Genomic DNA, 16,874 nt, shown 5'->3' with positions numbered 1-16,874 from the left:
CCCGGGGGCGGTGCTGTCAGTACGGGCCGGTGCTCCGGTACCGGCCCGTACTCCGGCACCGGTGGCCGGGGACGGTTCACCGTCGTTCTCCGCTCAGTCCTCGACCAGCATCTTGGTGCGCAGCCGCTTCAGCACGCGCGACAGGAGTCGGGAGACCTGCATCTGGGAGACGCCGAGCTCCTCGCCGATCTGCGACTGGGTCATCTCCTGGCCGAAACGCATTTCGAGGATGCGGCGGTCGCGGTCGTCGAGCTCCTCCAGGAGCGGTGCCAGGGTGTGCAGGTCCTCCACGCTCTCCATCGCCGGGTCCGGCTCGCCCAGTCGGTCGGCGAACGTCCGGCCGTTCGCGTCGGAACCCTCACCGCCGTCGCCCGGGGCGTCGAGGGAGCCGGCGGTGTAGCCGTTGGAGGCGACGAGGCCCTCGATGATCTCGTCCTCGGAGAGGGACAGGTGCTCGGCGAGCTCCTGCACCGTCGGGTCGCGGTCCAGGCGCAGGGAGAGTTCCTCCTTGGCCTTGGCCAGGTCGACGCGCAGCTCCTGGAGCCGCCGGGGGACGTGGACGGCCCAGCTGGTGTCGCGGAAGAACCGCTTGATCTCGCCGACGATGTACGGCACGGCGAAGGTGGCGAATCCCACTTCGCGGGAGAGGTCGAACCGGTCGATGGCCTTGATGAGGCCGATGGTGCCGACCTGGACGATGTCCTCCATGTCGCCGCTGCCGCGGTTGCGGAAGCGGCCTGCGGCGAACCGGACCAGGGAGAGGTTCATCTCGATGAGGGTGTTGCGGGCGTACTGGTACTCGTGCGTGCCCTCTTCGAGGACCTGCAACTGGTCGAAGAACAGCTGCGACAGGGCCCGGGCGTCCTTCGGGGCGATCTTGCCCGCGTCCTCGATCCAGGGCAGGTCACCGATCAACTCCGCCTGCGGCTGCGGCATCAGCGCGTCCGTCGTCATCACGTCGGTAGCTCCCACAGGCATCGTCGTCATGTCCTCGCCCTCCCAGTAATCGTGCAAACCCTTCAAGGGGCGCTCCTGCCCGCGACCGGAGCACTCATTCCTGTCAGTTTTTTTATTTTTTCTCCCACCGCTGCCGCGGGAGCGGTGCACCGGTCCACGCATGTCAGCATATGACCGGAAATATAAGCTTTCTCACTGTGCCTCACCGCGCCTGCCGCGCCTCAGTCCTGCGAGGACTCCGCAGTGATGCCGGGGCCGGGCTCCGGGGTTTCGGCGGAGCCGGTATCGGGCGACATCCAGGCCATTCCGACGAGTACCGCCACGAGGAAGGCGATGGCACCGGCGATCGCACTCGCGACCCGGGGTCTGCGCCGTACGAACACCCGCGTACTGGGCCGCTGGACGGGCGCCGCGCGGCGCCGGGACGCCGGCCGCGCCGTGCCCGTCGACGGGAGGGCGTACGTGTTCGTGGCCCCGGACGCGGGCTGGTCCGCCGGCAGCGGCGCCGGCTGCCGCTGCGGCGCGGGGAGCGGCTGGGGGCGTCCCCGCCAGGTGTCCTGACGGAACCAGTCGGCCACCTGCTCGGCCGTGGGCCGGTCCTCGGGCTGCTTGGCGAGCAGACCCAGCAAGTACGCCTCGAAGGGGGCGGGTACGTCGATGCCGAGCTCACGCGGCGGTACGGGAGCGGCGTCGACGTGCTGGTACAGCGTGCCGGTCGCGGTGTCGGCCTGGAACGGCGGACGGCCCGCCAGCAGTTGGTAGAGGACGCAGCCGAGGGAGTACATGTCGGAGGCCGGGCCCGCGGGCCGGCCCAGCGCGCGCTCCGGCGCCAGGTAGAGGCTGGTGCCCACGATCTGGCCGGCGGTGGTGAGCGCGGTGGCGGGGTCGTCGACGAACTGGGCGATGCCGAAGTCGGCGATCTTGACCGTACCGTCGAAGCTCGTCATCAGGTTGCCGGGCTTGATGTCCCGGTGCACGACTCCCTGACGGTGTGCCACGGCCAGCCCGGCTGCCGCCTGGGCGGCGATCGAGGCGACCCGGTCGGCCCGCAGCGCGCCCTCGGTGGTCAGTGTCTGCGCCAGGCTCGTCCCCTCGACGAGTTCCATGACGAGATAGAACTGGTCCTCCCACGCCCCGAAGTCGAACACCGCCACCAGGTGCGGATGGCTCAACCGGGCGGCGGTCTGGGCCTCCAGGCGGAACCGGGCCGCGGCCGACGCGTCGGCTCCGTTGCCAAGCAGCAGCTTGACGGCGACCGGCCGGCCCAGCACCTCGTCCGTGGCCCGCCAGACCTCGCCCATCCCGCCCCGCCCGATGGGTGTGTCCAGCCGGTATCTGTCCGCCACCAGCACTTGCGCACCAACCCCGATTTCACTCTGACAATCCCAAGTCTGCTGAACCTACTTCACCGGGACGGGGCCCCTGCATCTGAGGGCGGCAACGAGGGTCTTCGCGGCGGCCGGGTCCGACGATCCGGCGCGCCTGCCGGAGGAGGCGGGCGAGTTCTGCCCGACGGGCGGCGGAGCCGCCGGGCAGTCCGGGGGGCGAGGCCCGGCACAGTTTCCGGGCGCTGGGCCCGCTGGTCGAGCCGTACCCGCCGACGCCGGACTCCTGGCCAGGCTCTGCCGGGTGCCGGCCACCGCCCCGGTGTACGGGTGACCGGTCGTCCGGTGCGGGACGCCGCCGGCCGCGGGGCCGTCGCCCTCGCCCGGGGAGGAGTCCGGGGGGCCCGGGGGAGGGCGGGGGCGCGCACGCGCGCCGCGAGATCCTCGTCGGCCCGCGCGGCCACGGCCGCCCGGGCACGCGCGACGTGGCCGCCGGGGACCGCACGTGCATCCTGCGGATGCCCTACGGGATGAGGACGGCCGACGGGAAGAAGGGCCTGAGCCGCAGGTGCGGGGCCGGAGGCGCCCTCTGCGGCGTGGCCCGGACGAAGGCCGCGGTGGTGGCGGCCGGGGCCTGACGTCCTGGCCCGCCGGCCGGGGGCCAGGACGTCACCGCACCAGTGCGGGCCGCTTGCCGTCGAACTGCCAGCCGGGCACCAGGCAGCGCATGGCCGCCGCGTCGTCGCGGGAACCGAGACCGAGGCCGCGGTAGAGCTCGTGCGCCGCCTCCACCTGCTCCATGTCGAGCTCGACGCCCAGCCCCGGGCGGTCCGGGACGTCGAGCATGCCGTCCTCGATCTCGAACGGTGCGGTGGTGAGGCGCTGGCCGTCCTGCCAGATCCAGTGGGTGTCGATGGCGGTGATGTCACCGGGGGCCGCCGCGGCGACGTGTGTGAACATCGCGAGCGACACGTCGAAGTGGTTGTTGGAGTGCGAACCCCAGGTCAGTCCCCAGGAGTCGCAGAGCTGGGCGACGCGCACCGAACCGTGCATGGTCCAGAAGTGCGGATCGGCCAGCGGAATGTCGACCGCGTCGCCGCGCACGGCGTGGCCGAGCTGCCGCCAGTCGGTGGCGATCATGTTCGTCGCCGTCCGCAGCCCGGTCGCGCGGCGGAACTCGGCCATGGTCTCCCGGCCCGAGTAGCCGCCCTCCGCGCCGCAGGGGTCCTCCGCGTACGCGAGGACGTCGCGCAGTCCGCGCCCCAGGGCGATGGCCTCCTCCAGGGGCCAGGCCCCGTTGGGGTCCAGGGTGACGCGCGCCCGCGGGAAGCGCTCGGCCAGCGCGCGTACGGCGTCCGCCTCCTGCTCTCCCGGCAGGACACCGCCCTTGAGCTTGAAGTCCTGGAAGCCGTAGCGCCGCTGCGCGGCCTCGGCGAGCCGTACGATCGCCGCCGGGGTGAGCGCCTCCTCGTTGCGCAGCCTCAGCCAGTCGTCCCGGGCGTCCGGTTCGGCGCGGTAGGGCAGGTCGGTGCGTCCGCGGTCACCGACGTAGAAGAGGTATCCGAGGACGGGCACCCGGTCGCGCTGCCGCCCCTCGCCCAGCAGTGCGCTGACGGGCACGCCCAGGTGCTGTCCGAGGAGGTCGAGCAGGGCGGACTCCAGGGCGGTCACGGCGTGCACCGTCACCCGCAGGTCGAAGGTCTGCGCGCCGCGGCCGCCCGAGTCCCGGTCGCCGAAGCGGGTGCGCACCGCCCGGAGCACCGCGTGGTGGTCGCCGACGCGCTGCCCCACCACCAGGTCCCGGGCCTCCTCCAGCGTGCTGCGGATGGGCTCGCCGCCGGGGACCTCTCCGACGCCGGTGCGGCCTTCGGAGTCGGTCAGGACGACCAGGTTGCGGGTGAAGTACGGGGCGTGCGCGCCGCTGAGGTTGAGCAGCATGCTGTCCCGGCCGGCGACGGGGACGACGCGCAGGGAGACGACGGACGGGGGCGGGGCGCTGGGGTGCGGGGCGCTCATGGGGAGTCCTTCGGGTGCGTACGGGAGGCGGATGCGTCGGTGCGTCGGGACGGCGGGCGTCAGGCCGCCGGGCGGGGGGAGGCGGACGGCGCGGGCGGTACGGCGGCACCGGGTTCCGGGGCCCCCGGGGAGCGGTCCCGGCGGATCAGGAGCACCAGCGCGGCGCCGGCCACGGAGGACAGTGCCAGCGCGTACAGGCCGTACGTGACCTGCCCGGTGGCTTCCTTGACGAGGCCGAAGCCGTACGGGGCCACGAAACCGCCGAGGTTTCCCAACGAGTTGACGAGCGCGATGGCCGGTGCGAGCACGGCCGGGTGCATGGTGCCCTGCGGAATGGTCCAGAACAGCGGGCTGGCGCTCTTGAAGCCCATGGCGGCGACGCACAGGAACACCAGGGCGAGCGCGGGTGACGTGATGGCCGCCAGGTAGGTGCCGGCGGCCGCGACGAGCAGCGCCGCGACGAGCAGCGGCTTGCTGCGGCCCAGGCGGTCCGAGGCCCGGCCGGCCAGGTACATGGCGACCACCGCGCAGATCCAGGGCAGCGAGGAGAGCAGGCCGACGGTGATGTCGTTCACGCCGTCGATGCGGCGCACGATGCCGGGGAGCCAGAAGGTGTTGGCGTAGATCGACAGCTGGATGGCGAAGTAGATGCCGCAGAAGACCAGGACCTGCGGGTTGAGGAGCAGTTTCCAGCGCGACACCGTGCCGGCCTCGGCGCCCGCTTCGGCGCGCCGTACGTCGTCCTCCCGCTCCACGGTGTCCGCGAGGGCCCGCTGCTCCGCGCGGGTCAGCCAGCGGGCGTCCTCGATCCTGGAGTCGAGCAGGCGGTAGGCGATGCAGCCGACGACGACGGACAGCAGCCCTTCGAGGCCGAACAGCCATTGCCAGCCCGCTGCCCCGCCCATTCCGTCGAGCGCGAGCAGGGGGCCGGAGACCGGTCCCGAGACGGCGGCGGCGATGGATGATCCGGCGACGAACATGGCGGTGGCGCGGCCCCGGTGGGAGCCGGGCAGCCAGCGGGAGAAGTAGAAGATGATGGCGGGGAAGAAGCCCGCCTCGGCCACGCCGAGCAGGAACCGCAGCACGTAGAACATGGCGGGGCCGTTGACGAAGGCCGTCGCGGCCGAGACGAGGCCCCAGCTGACCATGATGCGGGTCAGCCAGACCTTGGGCCCGTACCGCTCCATGAGCACGTTGCTGGGCAGCTCGAAGAGGGCGTACGCGACGAAGAACAGACCGGCGCCCAGCCCGTACGCGGCGGCGCCGATGCCGACGTCCGCCTCCAGGTGGACCTGGGCGTAACCGATGTTGGAGCGGTTGAGCTGATTGCAGATCAGCATGACGATGAACAGCGGGACCACACGGCGGAAGACTTTGGCGACGGCGCTGTCGACGGGGGTATCGGCGCGCGTGACACGAGCGGAGGGCATGGACGCCCCTTCTCCTCAGGCACCTGCGGGGTGCGGCTCAACTCGCCGGGGGGCACCCGTCCCGGATGGAGTTCCGGCGAGCTCTCGCTACAGAGGAAGCTAGGAGCCGCACGCATGCAGGTCCAACACTTGTTTCGTATGCTGCGATGCCGAAATTGAATCGGTGGAGATGCCTCAGAGGTGCTTGAGCAGGGCGTGCAGGGCCGGGTTGTCGTTGTTCTTCCGCCAGGTGAGGGACAGCTCGACCGGGGCGGGGGCGGCGAGCCGCACCTCCCGGAAGACGACCCCGGCATAGCGCAGCCGGGTGGCGGCCTCGGGGACCAGGGCGACGCCCCAGCCGCCGTTGACCAGGGCGAGGATGCTGTGCACCTGGCTGAGGTACTGGGAGAACACCGGGGTGATGCGGGCCGCGCGGAAGACGCTGATCAGGAGTTCGTGGAAGTAGCGCGCCTCGACCGGTGAGTACATCAGGACGTCCTGGCCGTGGAAGGCGGCGATGCCGAGGGGCTCCTCGGCCCGCGCGAGCGGATGTCCGGCGGGGAGCGCGGCGACGAGCCGTTCCTCCGCGGCCGGCCGGGAACACAGATCGGTGTCGGTCACGGGCGGCCGCACCAGGCCCAGGTCCAGGCTGGATTCGGTGAGCGCTTCCAACTGGTCTCGGGTGACCATCTCGCGGAGCACGATCTCCACCCCCGGCACCACGGTGCGGGCGGTGTCCAGGAGGGCGTCGAGCATGGAGTACGCGCTGGCGGCGGTGAAGCCTATGGCGATGCTGCCGGCCTCGCCGGTGGAGACCTGGCGGACGGCGAGGGTGGCCTGTTCGGACTGGCGCAGGATGCGCCGGGCCTCGTGCAGGAACGCGCGCCCGGCGGGCGTCAGCCGTACGGACCGGTTCGTACGGTCGAAGAGCTGGACCCGCAGGTAGCCCTCCAGGAGCTGGACCTGCCGGCTGAGGGGCGGCTGGGTCATCTGGAGCCGCTCGGCGGCCCGTCCGAAATGGAGCTCTTCGGCGACGGCCACGAAGTTCGTCAACTGGGTGAGGGTGAACAATGATGCTCTCTCGGTATCGGTGGATGCGTTTTTCGTGTTGGACGGGAATCGTTGCGCGATCCTAGCCTCAGAAGCGCGCCCGGCGACACGGTGCCGAACGGTCCGGCGCACCCACCCGTACACCGTCTGCACGAGGAGACCCGAGACCATGTCACAGTTTTCGCCCGACGAGGCCGCCAGGAAGCTGGGATCCGGGCTGCTGTCCTTCCCCGTCACCCACTTCCGCGCCGACTTCTCCTTCGACGAGGCGGCCTACCGGGAGAACATCGCCCGGCTCGGCGCTTTCTCACCCGCGGGGCTCTTCGCGGCGGGCGGCACCGGTGAGTTCTTCTCCCTCACCGGCCGGGAGGTCGCCGAGGTCGTCGCCGCCACGGTGCGGGAGGCCCCCGAAGGGCTGCCCGTCGTCGCCCCGGCCGGCGGCGGCACCGCGACCGCCGTCGAACTCGCCCAGCAGGCCGAACGCGACGGCGCCCACGGCATCCTGCTGCTGCCCCCGTACCTGACCGAGGCGTCGCAGGAGGGCCTGGCCGCGCACGTGAAGGCGGTGTGCCGCGCGACGCGTCTCGGCGTCATCCTCTACAGCCGGGCCAACGCCGTCTACGACGAGACGACCGTGGCCGAACTCGCCGACTCCTGCCCGAACCTGATCGGCTTCAAGGACGGCGTCGGCGACCTGGAGCTGATGACCCGCATCCACTCCCGTCTCGGCGACCGCCTCGTCTACATCGGCGGACTGCCCACCGCCGAGATGTTCGCCCTGCCCTACCTGGAGATGGGCGTCACCACGTACTCGTCCGCCATCTTCAACTTCCTGCCGCGGTTCGCCCTCGACTTCTACGACGCCGTACGCGCGCGCGACAGCGCCGGGGTCCGCCGGCGCCTCGACGACTTCGTCCTGCCCTACTGCGCGATCCGGCGCCGCCGCCCCGGTTACGCCGTGAGCATCGTCAAGGCCGGCATGACGGTCGCCGGCCACCCCGCGGGCCCGGTGCGCACCCCCCTCACCGACCTCACCGAAGCCGAGGTCGCCGAGCTGTCCGACCTGGTCAAGAAGGTGCTCTGACGGGCACGCGTCCTTCGCCGGGCCCACCGGGCCCACCGGACCCACCGGCCGGCCGGCCGGCCGACCGGCCGTCCGCCGCCACAACGGCGGCGGTCAAAGGGGGCCGGCCGCCGCTCGCGGCAAGCCTCCACCCGGGTGAAAACCCGCACGTCGAACTCCGCATACCCCCCTAAAAGCATATCGGTGGGTTATTCCTTGCATGCCCATTGGCCGTGACGACCACTGCGTCACGGCGCTGCCGGAGCACAGCGGAGGAAACCCAGATGTCGCCTTCACCCCTCGTCAAGCGGACTGCTGAAACGATCCTGCCTCTGCTGTTGGCCCTGTTGAGCGTTCTGGGCCTCGCCGGACAGAGCGCTGCGCGAGCCGATGTACGGACCGATGCGCGATCCGCCCCGTCGGGAACCGACTGGGAGACGATCGCCGCCTGCGAGAGCAACGGCCGCTGGAACATCAACACAGGCAACGGCTACTACGGCGGCCTGCAGTTCGCCCCCTCCACCTGGCGCGCCTACGGCGGCCACCAGTACGCCCCCCGCGCCGACCTCGCCTCACGGTCGGAGCAGATCGCCGTGGCCCAGCGGGTGGCCCAGGACGTCGGTCTGTCCGCCTGGCCCCAGTGCGGGCGCCGCGCGGCGTCCCACACCGGAAACTCGGGAGCCTCCGACCTCACCCCCCAGGCCCCGAGCACGAGGTCCGGCAGCAGCGCCCCCCGGACCCCGAGCACGGGTGCCGACGGCAGCACCTACCAGCCCCCGGCGGTGTCCCGGGTACCGGCGCAGCGCTCCGGCGAAGCCATCAGCGGAACCACCTACGTCGTGCGCGAGGGCGACTGCCTCTCCGCCATCGCGTACCGCGCCGATGTCCCCGGCGGCACCAAGGCCCTGTACGAACTGAACAGGCGCATCCTCAACGAGGGCCCGGACCGGATCTACCCCGGACAGCGCCTGCGCCTGCGCGCATGAGGCCCGGCTCCCCGGCCCGGCAGACGTCGGCCCACCGCCAACCGCCCGTACAGTCACCTGCTGGACAGGCCGTTCAGCGCGGAGAAGCCCGGCGAACCGTCCAACGAACCGTCCAGCGCTCCGTAACTTCCCTCGCCCAGCAGCTCCAGGGCGGCGTCACGAGCCGCGGTGTACGCGGCCTGCGTCACGCCCGTGCCGACGCTGATGCGGCGCACCCCGGCTTCGGCCGCCCCCGCCTCCGCCGCGGTCCCGGCGGTCACCCCGGCGAGACGGCCGCCCTCCTCACCGATGCCGAACAGGCAGACACCGGTACGGGCGTTGACGACCAGGTCCGGCAGCCCGGCACCGGTCGCCACGGCGCGGACGGCGCGGACGCGCTCCGCCTGCTCCCCGGCGGTGAACAGCGGGCCGACCGCAGCCCTGGACTCCTCGGGGCTGATGCCGGCCGCACCGGCGGCGGCCACCCCCCGTACCGTCGCCGCTACGTCGTCGCAGCCGCCCTCGGCCTCGCCGGTCACCGGCACGTCCACGGCCGCGCTGCCCGCGTCCCACGCGCTCGGTAGTACGAGGACCTCCTCGCCCCGAACGCACAGCCGCAGGGCCTTCTCCTTGGTACGGACGTCGACAGCCACGAACTTCCCCCGAACCGTCAGGCGGGCATCATGCGGTAGGGCCACCGGCGATCCTGGTCACGAGCAGGAACCGGCCGAAGCCGTCGACGCGGTGCGCCCGGTGGCTCAGCGGCCGAGAACGCTCAGGTCGATACGCGCGAGGCGCTCGGGGTCGGTGAGGATGTCGAGGGCGGTGATCCTGTCGCCCCGGACGGTGAAGGCCATGACCGAGAGCGGCCGGCCCTGTGCCGTCGCGACCACGCCCGGGGTGCCGTTGACCAGTACGGGGTGCGCGGCTTCGGCGTACCGGGCGAAGGTGATCGCCTGGGAGGCGACCTGGGCCGCACCGCGGCGGAGCAGACTCGGGCGCAGGGTGCCGCCGTCGGAGCGGACGACGACCTCGGGGTCGAGTACGGCGACGAGTGCGTCGAAGTCTCCGTCGCGCGCGGCGGCGAGGAAGGCGTCGACGACCTGGCGCACGGGCGTCCCCCCGGCCGGAGGCCGAGGAAGGGCCGAGCCGTCGCCGGGAGCGGGCACCGCGCCCTGGACGCGGCGGCGGGCGCGGCTGGCGAGCTGCCGGACCGAGGCGGAGGTGCGGCCGAGGACCGGGGCGATCTCGTCGAAGGGCACGGCGAACATGTCGTGCAGGACGAAGGCGAGGCGTTCGGCGGGACCGAGGGTCTCCAGGACGATCATCAGGGCCATGCCGACCGAGTCGGCCAGGAGTACCTCCTGCTCGGGGTCGGGACCGGCCGTGCTGCTGATGACCGGATCGGGGAGTCGGACCTGCCCGTCCTGGTCGTGGAGCGGGTCCTCGCGTCGTGTGCTGCGCGAACGCAGCAGGTCCAGGCACACCCGGCCGGCCACCGTGGTCAGCCAGCCGCCCAAGTTCTCCACCGCGGCGGCGTCGGAGCGGCTCAGCCTGAGCCAGGTCTCCTGTACGACGTCGTCCGCCTCGCTGAGCGAGCCCAGCATCCGGTAGGCCACCGCCCGCAGGTGAGGGCGGTGCTCCTCGAACCGCTGCGCCAGAAAGTCTTCCCCGCTCACCTGTCACATCCCCGTGTCCTGATCCGTCAGAGCAGTGAAGGACGGTAGCCGACCGGCTCAACGACCGCTGCTCGGCAGCGACTTGGAGGAAAACACCGTGAAAGCCCGCATGAAGAACCCCGCGATGGTGCTGCCCGACGCCATGAGGGGGGTCCAGAACCTCCTCAAGGCCATGCACCAGGGCGGCGTGCCGCAGCGGACCATGGAACTGGCCCACCTGCGGGTCAGTCAGATCAACGGGTGCAGCGCCTGTGTGCACGGCGGTGTGGCCAGTGCCAAGAAGGCCGGTGAGAGCGACGAAAGGCTTCACGCCGTCGCCGCCTGGCGCGAGGCCCCGTTCTTCACCGACGCCGAACGCGCCGCCCTCGCCCTCGCCGAAGCCGCCACACGGATCGCCGACCGTACCGGCCAGGCGGTACCGGACGCCGTCTGGGACGAGGCCGCCGACCACTTCGACGAGGAGCAGCTCGCCGCCCTCATCCTCATGATCGCCACCACCAATTTCTTCAACCGGCTCAACGCCACCGTCCAGGAGCCCGCCGGCGCGACATGGGACTGAACGGCGCCCCGTTCCCCCGGGGTGTTCCGGTTCCTGCCCGACGGTCCGCTCCTCCGACGGCCCCGGGAACCCCCCTCAATGGAGCCGACAGTCCTGCGCATTGGCCGAGGAGGGTCTTCGGCTGACGGATTTGCCCCCTCTACGCGACTGTAAAGTTCACGCATCGCATGCAGTGGCGGTCGAGGACGGACGAAGACGAAGGCCCGGAGGACGCCAGAGTGGTTACGCAGGACAGGAGGCGGCACGGTCGCCGGGCGCAGCCGGCGCGGCGGCGGCGCAGGGTGGAGGGGCGGCCGGCCCGGCTGACCCGGCGCGGGCGAATAGCGCTGTGGGCCGGCGGGGCGCTGGCCGCTGCGGTGCTGGTGGCGGCCGGGGCGGGGGGCTGGGTCTATGCGGGGCTGGACGGGAACATCGGTTCCGCGGACGTGGAGGACCGGCTGGGGGGTGACCGGCCGGTCAATCTGAGTCCGGGGTCGAAGAACATCCTGGTGGTGGGGTCCGACTCGCGGGACGGCAAGAACGCGAAGTACGGCCGCGACCTGGACACCATGCACTCGGACACGCTGATGGTGATGCACCTGTCGGCGGACCGGGAGTGGGCGACCGTGGTGTCGCTGCCGCGTGATTCGTGGGTGAGCCTGCCGGCCTGCGACCGCGGTGACGGGACGACGTCCGCCCCCGGCCATGCCAAGATCAACACTTCCTTCGCGGTCGGCGGCACGGGCGGTGAGGTGGCGGGGGCCGCCGCCTGCACGATCAAGACGGTGGAGCAGTCCACCGGTCTGCGGATCGACCATTTCATGTCCGTCGACTTCCAGGGCTTCAAGGGCATGGTCAACGCTCTGGGCGGTATCGAGGTCTGTCCCCGGACGGCGATCCGGGACAGGAAGGCTCATCTGGACCTGGCGGCCGGGTGCCAGACGGTCCGGGACGAGAAGGCGCTGGGGTACGTGCGGACCCGCTACAGCGTCGGTGACGGTTCGGACCTGGGCCGCATCGGCCGCCAGCAGGAGTTCATGCAGGCGCTGGCGGCCAGGGCGAAGCAGAAGCTGACCAGTCCGGCCGATCTGTACGGGTTCCTGGACGCGGCCACCAAGTCCCTGACCACGGACGCGAAGCTGGCGGGGATCAAGCCGCTGACCGGTCTCGCGAACGAGATCAAGGGCATCCCGGGCGACCGGCTGACCTTCTTGACGGTGCCGAACTACGGGCGTGAGGCGGACGTTCCCTCCGACCGGGCCAATGTGGTGTGGCAGTACCCGCAGGCGGCCGGCCTGTTCGCCTCGCTGGCCAGGGACCGGGAGGTGGACAAGGAGAAGCTGGCGGCCGACTCGGCGGGGCCGGTGTACGCCGCCACGGTGCGGGTGCAGGTCCTCAACGGCAGCGGGGTGCCCGGCCAGGCCGCGAAGGTCGCCCAGACGCTGAGGTCCGCCGGCTACACCGTCACCGGCACCGGCAACGCGCCCGCCGCCGCACCCAAGAGCACGGTCACCTATCCCCGGGGGCTGGAGAAGCAGGCCGGGGTACTCGCGTCCCGGCTGCCCGGTGTCACGGCGAAGCAGGACGCGAGCGCGGTGGCCGGCGCCGTCACCCTCGTCCTGGGCGCGGACTTCAACGGCATCCGCTGACCGGCCCGGACCCCGCCCTCCACACCACTCACCACATCACCCTCAACATCACCCTCCACACCGCTCCCCACGCCGGGCCGGCAGCCCGTACGGCGGGGTGGCCACGCGTTGTCCACAGCCGTACGGAGGAGACCGGCGGAGGGTGTGGACAGGCCCCGAGGACGCCGGACGAGCGCTGCCCCGCATTGCCCCCCGCCCGTCTCCGCGTCTCGTACGGGAGTGGGCGGAGGGAGACGACGCGTACCGGGCCGAGCCGGACGGACGCACCGACGGTGGAACGGCCGCCCCGCGCCCGTACCCACGACGGCGCCGCAGCCCACACCCGGCCGGCCCCGGCGGACGCGGTCCCGGCACAGGCCCGGTCAGCCGGTCCACAGGCCCGGGTTCCCGCCCCGGACGCGTGGACGGGCAAGGCAGAACAGGGCAGAGCAGGGCGGCGCGGAAGCCGATGCCGGAAGCGAGCCGATGGGCCGGCAGGCGGTCAGTGCGGCGGCAGCTGGGGCGGACCGGTCAGCGGTACCCGTGAACGCCGGGCCGTCGTGGTGCTCATCGGGAGGTTCTTCCGTCCCCTCGCACGACCATGGCGGCCGTGACCGCGAGCACGGCCAGCACCACGAGCGCGGCGGCGGGCCCCAGCACGGTCCAGGGCGCCAGCTCGGCGTAGGGCTGGTTCTCCGACAGCAGCCGCCCCCACTCCGGCGCGGGCGGTTGCTGTCCCAGGCCCAGGAAGCCGAGCGAGGCCAGTACCAGGACGGCGGTGGGCAGCCGCAGCAGGGCGTTGCGCAGCAGCGGCGGCACCAGCGCGGGCAGCAGGTGGCGGCGCAGCAGGTGCCACCGCCCGGCGCCCAGCGCGACCGCCGCCGCGATGTGGCCGCTCGCCCGCTCCTGCTGGAGGAGCGCCGAGGTCTGGGCGGCGTACGGGCTCCAGCCGACCACGCACACCGCGAGGGCGGCGCCGAGGACCGAGGGCCCGGTGAGGCCGGTGACCAGCAGCCCGGCCAGCACGGCGGGCAGCGTCGCCACCACGTCCGTCAGCCCCGCGCTCGCCCGCGCCGCCATGCCGAGCAGGACGCCGAGGACCACACTGACCGCGGTCACGGCCGACGCGACGGCCGCCGTGCGCAGGGCGCCGTGGGCGAGGCGGGCCAGCAGGTCGCGGCCCAGCGAGTCCGTCCCCAGTGGATGCTCCGGAGACGGCGGGAGCAGCCGCGCCGCCGTGTCCACGTGCAGGGGATCACGCAGCAGTCCCGCCGTGACCAGCGCCAGCAGTACGAGGACGCAGGCCCCGGCGACGTACCGCGACGACCCCGGGACGGGCTGCGGCGGGCGGTGCAGCGTGGGCAGCGCGCCTTCGCGCAGGGCGGGGCCGAGCAGCCGGTGCCGCACGGCCCGCAGCCCGAGCCCCGCGGCCGTCCCCAGCAGGATCAGCGTGAGCGTGCCGGCCTGCAGCACCGGCAGGTCCTGGGCGATGGCGGCGTCCAGGACCAGCCGGCCGACCCCGGGGATGTTGAAGACCCTCTCCACCGCGACGGCGCCGCCGACGAGCGCGACGACCGTGGGCAGAAGCTGCGGCAGCACCCCGGGCAGGGTGCGGCGCAGCGCGTGCCGGACCGTGTGGCCCGGCGGGAAGCCGACGGCGTACCAGGTGCGCGCCCAGGGCTCGTTGAACGCGGCGGGCAGCGACTGGTCGAGCAGCCCGCCGATCATCGCGCCCGACGGCACCCCGAGCGCCAGCGCGGGCAGCACCATCGACGCGGGCCCGTCCCAGCCGCTCGACGGGAACCAGCCCAGCCAGACCCCGAGCACCGTGGCCAGCACGGAGGCCAGCAGGAACTTCGGCAGCGCCGCGAGCACGGCGGCCCCGGTGCCCGCCCGGCCGTGCCGCAGCCGCCGCCGGGAACCCAGGAAGACCGTACGGGCGGAGACGAGAGCGGCGACCGCGACGGTGACCAGCAGCGCTCCGAGCACCAGCGTGAGCGAGACCCCGAGCGCGGTCGTCAGCTCCGGCAGCACCGGCTCGCCGGACACCCAGGAGGTCCCGGCGTCCCCGCGCAGCAGCCCGCCCAGCCATTGCCCGAGGAGTGCGAACGGCCCTTCTTCCAAGCCGAGTTGTTCCCGTACGGCGGCGAGCGCCTCCGGCGTCGGGTCCTGCTCGGCCGAGCGGGTCCGCAGTACGGTCAGCGCGGGGTCGGTGCGCGAGAGCCAGGGCAGCAGCGCGACCGTGACCAGCAGTGCGGCGCCCGCGAGGACACGCCCGGCCCCGGCCCGCCACGCGAACGCGAAGCGGCGGACCGGGGCCGTGGGAGTCGTGTCGCTCATCTAGCGCAGGTGCGTGTCGGCGTCGATCAGGGAGCGCTCGCGCGGGTCGAGCAGTACGCCCTCGACATCGGCGGCGATGCCCTGCACGACCTTCTCGTGCACCAGTGGCAGCACGGCGTCGGTGCGCAGGATCTCCGCCTCGGCGGCCATGATCTTCTGTCGCCGCTTCTCGGTGTCGCCCTCTTCGGCGGCCGCCGTGATCGCCTTGTCCACCGCCGGGTCCTCGAGGCCGGCGATGTTGTAGACGCCCTTGGCCATGTAGTCGCTGGCGAGGTACGACACCGCGTCCCCGGTGTCCAGCAGCGTCACCCGGGAAAAGACCAGCGCGTCGTACTTCCCGGCGAGCAGGTCCGCCTCCATCTGTGTGTACTCGCGGACGTCCTGCTTCACCGTGAACCCGGCCTTCTCGAGCTGCTGCTGGAGCACGGTCGCGGCCTCGGGCAGTTCGCTGCGGTTGGTGTAGGTGGCCAGCCGGAGCGTCTTGCCCCTGGTCTTGGACCTCACCTGCGAAGTGCTCGCGGCCTTCGCGCGACCGGTCACCTCGGCCCGCGCGTCCGCGGCCCAGGAGACGCCCGGGCCGAACAGGCCCGTGGGCGCGTCGGCGTACCCGCCGAACACGGAGTCGACGAGCACCGAACCGTCGACGGACTCACGGGCGGCGGCGCGCAGGGCGGCATCGGTGAAGATGCCGCTGCCGGTGTTCAGGACGAGGCTGTCGGTGCGTACGGACGGCACCTCGTGGCGGGTGTCCTCGGCGAGCAGCTTCGCCTGCGAGGTGGGGATCCACTCGGCGATGTCGACATCGCCGCTCCGCAGCGCGTTGGCGCGTGCGGTGCCGTCGGCGATCCACGTCACGTCGACACCGGCGGTCTTCGCCTTTCCGCCCCAGTAGCCGTCGAAGCGGTTGAGGGTGGCCTTGGACTTGCCGGTCAGCTTGGTGATGGTGAAGGCGCCGGTGCCGGTGCCGACCGGGCTGACGGTGCCGTCCTTCGCGTACGCCTTGGCGGAGAGGATGCCGAGCGCCGGGCTGGCCAGCCGCAGGGGGAGCACGGGGTCCGCCGCGCTGGTGGTGATCCGTACCGTGTCGGCGTCGTCGGCCTTGGCGGTCAGCGTGACATCACTGAGTACGCGCGGCTTGGTCGCGGACCCGTTCGCGTGGTCGAGGGCGTTGACCACGGACTCGGCGGTGACCGCGGTGCCGTCCTGGAACGACGCCTTGCGCAGCTCGAAGGTCCACGTGGTGCCGTCGACCCGCTTCCAGGACTTGGCGAGCGCTGCCCGCGCGGTGCCGTCCTGGCCGAGCGTGGTCAGCCCCTCCGCGACGGACAGCTTGCTGAGCACGGTGGCGTCATTGCTGTACGGGGAGAGGGCCTGGACGGGCGGGACGGCGAGCGCGACCCGCAGGCGCTTCGCGCCGCCCGAGGCCGAACCGGAGTCGCCGTCGCTCGCCGCGAAACAGCCGGCAAGGAGGGGCGAGAGCGCGAGTACTGCGATCAGACCGCGGGTGGGGGTGCGCATGGTGAGAGGTGTCCTGTCGTACGGGTATGCCGACGCTTCCGGCGTGCCGGGCGATCCGGAAGTCGTGTCAGCATATAAGGCAAGCCTTACCAAGCCCGTACCGGGATGCATGAAATCTCAACCACTGAGCCGACAGCCTTTCGTCCGACCCGTGCCGAGCCGCGCGGCGCCGCCCACGGAGAAGCCCCGGACCTCCGGCCCGGGGCTTCGGTCCGGAGCGGGTGACGAGAATCGAACTCGCGCTCTGAGCTTGGGAAGCAACGTCGCTTGCCCCACCGAAACACCTCTGACCTGCTTGTTCCGCTTGAAAGGGCGAAGGGCGCGGACGGGGCACGGCTGGGCGGTGGGGAACCGGTCACGAAGTACGTCTTCATCGCGCGGGCGGC

At 72.3% G+C, this 16,874-nt stretch carries 13 protein-coding genes; 4 read left to right on the top strand and 9 right to left on the bottom strand.

Annotated elements, in window-relative coordinates:
* Positions 1 to 93 precede the first annotated feature (93 nt).
* From BN1555_RS15405 to BN1555_RS15385, 5 genes are all read right to left on the bottom strand, one after another.
* Positions 94 to 936 (bottom strand): RNA polymerase sigma factor SigF, encoded by an 843-nt coding sequence (locus tag BN1555_RS15405; protein ID WP_255306419.1) that lies wholly within the window; start codon positions 934 to 936, stop codon positions 94 to 96.
* Positions 937 to 1,178: 242 nt separating this feature from the next.
* Complete coding sequence (locus BN1555_RS15400) at positions 1,179 to 2,258, bottom strand: serine/threonine-protein kinase (RefSeq protein WP_093803420.1); 1,080 nt, start codon at positions 2,256 to 2,258, stop codon at positions 1,179 to 1,181.
* A 693-nt stretch (positions 2,259 to 2,951) separates the two neighbouring features.
* A complete protein-coding gene (gene gudD / locus BN1555_RS15395; RefSeq protein WP_093799920.1) occupies positions 2,952 to 4,298 on the bottom strand; it encodes a glucarate dehydratase in 1,347 nt (448 codons plus the stop codon).
* Positions 4,299 to 4,357: 59 nt separating this feature from the next.
* Complete coding sequence (locus BN1555_RS15390; protein ID WP_093799919.1) at positions 4,358 to 5,728, bottom strand: MFS transporter; 1,371 nt, start codon at positions 5,726 to 5,728, stop codon at positions 4,358 to 4,360.
* A gap of 174 nt (positions 5,729 to 5,902) precedes the next feature.
* A complete protein-coding gene (locus tag BN1555_RS15385) occupies positions 5,903 to 6,778 on the bottom strand; it encodes a LysR substrate-binding domain-containing protein (protein WP_093799918.1) in 876 nt (291 codons plus the stop codon).
* Positions 6,779 to 6,926: 148 nt separating this feature from the next.
* Here BN1555_RS15385 and kdgD point away from each other — a divergent pair, with 148 nt between their 5' ends.
* Both kdgD and BN1555_RS15375 read left to right on the top strand, forming a co-directional pair.
* Positions 6,927 to 7,841 carry a 5-dehydro-4-deoxyglucarate dehydratase gene (gene kdgD, locus BN1555_RS15380; RefSeq protein WP_093799917.1) on the top strand — a complete coding sequence of 305 codons (915 nt, stop codon included), beginning with the start codon at positions 6,927 to 6,929 and terminating at the stop codon, positions 7,839 to 7,841.
* 263 nt (positions 7,842 to 8,104) lie between these two features.
* Positions 8,105 to 8,806 carry a transglycosylase family protein gene (locus BN1555_RS15375; RefSeq protein ID WP_093799916.1) on the top strand — a complete coding sequence of 234 codons (702 nt, stop codon included), beginning with the start codon at positions 8,105 to 8,107 and terminating at the stop codon, positions 8,804 to 8,806.
* Positions 8,807 to 8,859: 53 nt separating this feature from the next.
* On the opposite strand, the gene BN1555_RS15370 is transcribed toward BN1555_RS15375, so the two are convergent.
* Both BN1555_RS15370 and BN1555_RS15365 read right to left on the bottom strand, forming a co-directional pair.
* On the bottom strand, positions 8,860 to 9,438 hold the full coding sequence (locus BN1555_RS15370; RefSeq protein ID WP_093799915.1) for an isocitrate lyase/phosphoenolpyruvate mutase family protein: 579 nt from the start codon (positions 9,436 to 9,438) through the stop codon (positions 8,860 to 8,862).
* A gap of 105 nt (positions 9,439 to 9,543) precedes the next feature.
* Positions 9,544 to 10,464, bottom strand: a complete 921-nt coding sequence (locus BN1555_RS15365) for a sigma-70 family RNA polymerase sigma factor (protein ID WP_093799914.1) — start codon at positions 10,462 to 10,464, stop codon at positions 9,544 to 9,546.
* Between the two features lie 97 nt (positions 10,465 to 10,561).
* Here BN1555_RS15365 and BN1555_RS15360 point away from each other — a divergent pair, with 97 nt between their 5' ends.
* Both BN1555_RS15360 and BN1555_RS15355 read left to right on the top strand, forming a co-directional pair.
* Positions 10,562 to 11,023 carry a carboxymuconolactone decarboxylase family protein gene (locus tag BN1555_RS15360; protein ID WP_093799913.1) on the top strand — a complete coding sequence of 154 codons (462 nt, stop codon included), beginning with the start codon at positions 10,562 to 10,564 and terminating at the stop codon, positions 11,021 to 11,023.
* Between the two features lie 326 nt (positions 11,024 to 11,349).
* On the top strand, positions 11,350 to 12,651 hold the full coding sequence (locus tag BN1555_RS15355; RefSeq protein WP_255306418.1) for an LCP family protein: 1,302 nt from the start codon (positions 11,350 to 11,352) through the stop codon (positions 12,649 to 12,651).
* 546 nt (positions 12,652 to 13,197) lie between these two features.
* Here BN1555_RS15355 and BN1555_RS15350 read toward each other — a convergent pair.
* A complete protein-coding gene (locus BN1555_RS15350) occupies positions 13,198 to 14,970 on the bottom strand; it encodes an ABC transporter permease subunit (protein ID WP_093799911.1) in 1,773 nt (590 codons plus the stop codon).
* A complete protein-coding gene (locus BN1555_RS15345; protein ID WP_093799910.1) occupies positions 14,971 to 16,488 on the bottom strand; it encodes an ABC transporter substrate-binding protein in 1,518 nt (505 codons plus the stop codon).
* Between the last annotated feature and the right edge of the window lie 386 nt (positions 16,489 to 16,874).

This window comes from Streptomyces sp. Wb2n-11 (assembly GCF_001049855.1).
In the GTDB taxonomy this organism is placed as follows: domain Bacteria; phylum Actinomycetota; class Actinomycetes; order Streptomycetales; family Streptomycetaceae; genus Streptomyces; species Streptomyces altiplanensis.
The sequence above is the reverse complement of the archived record's forward strand: the minus strand, read 5'-3'. Positions and strand labels throughout refer to the sequence as shown.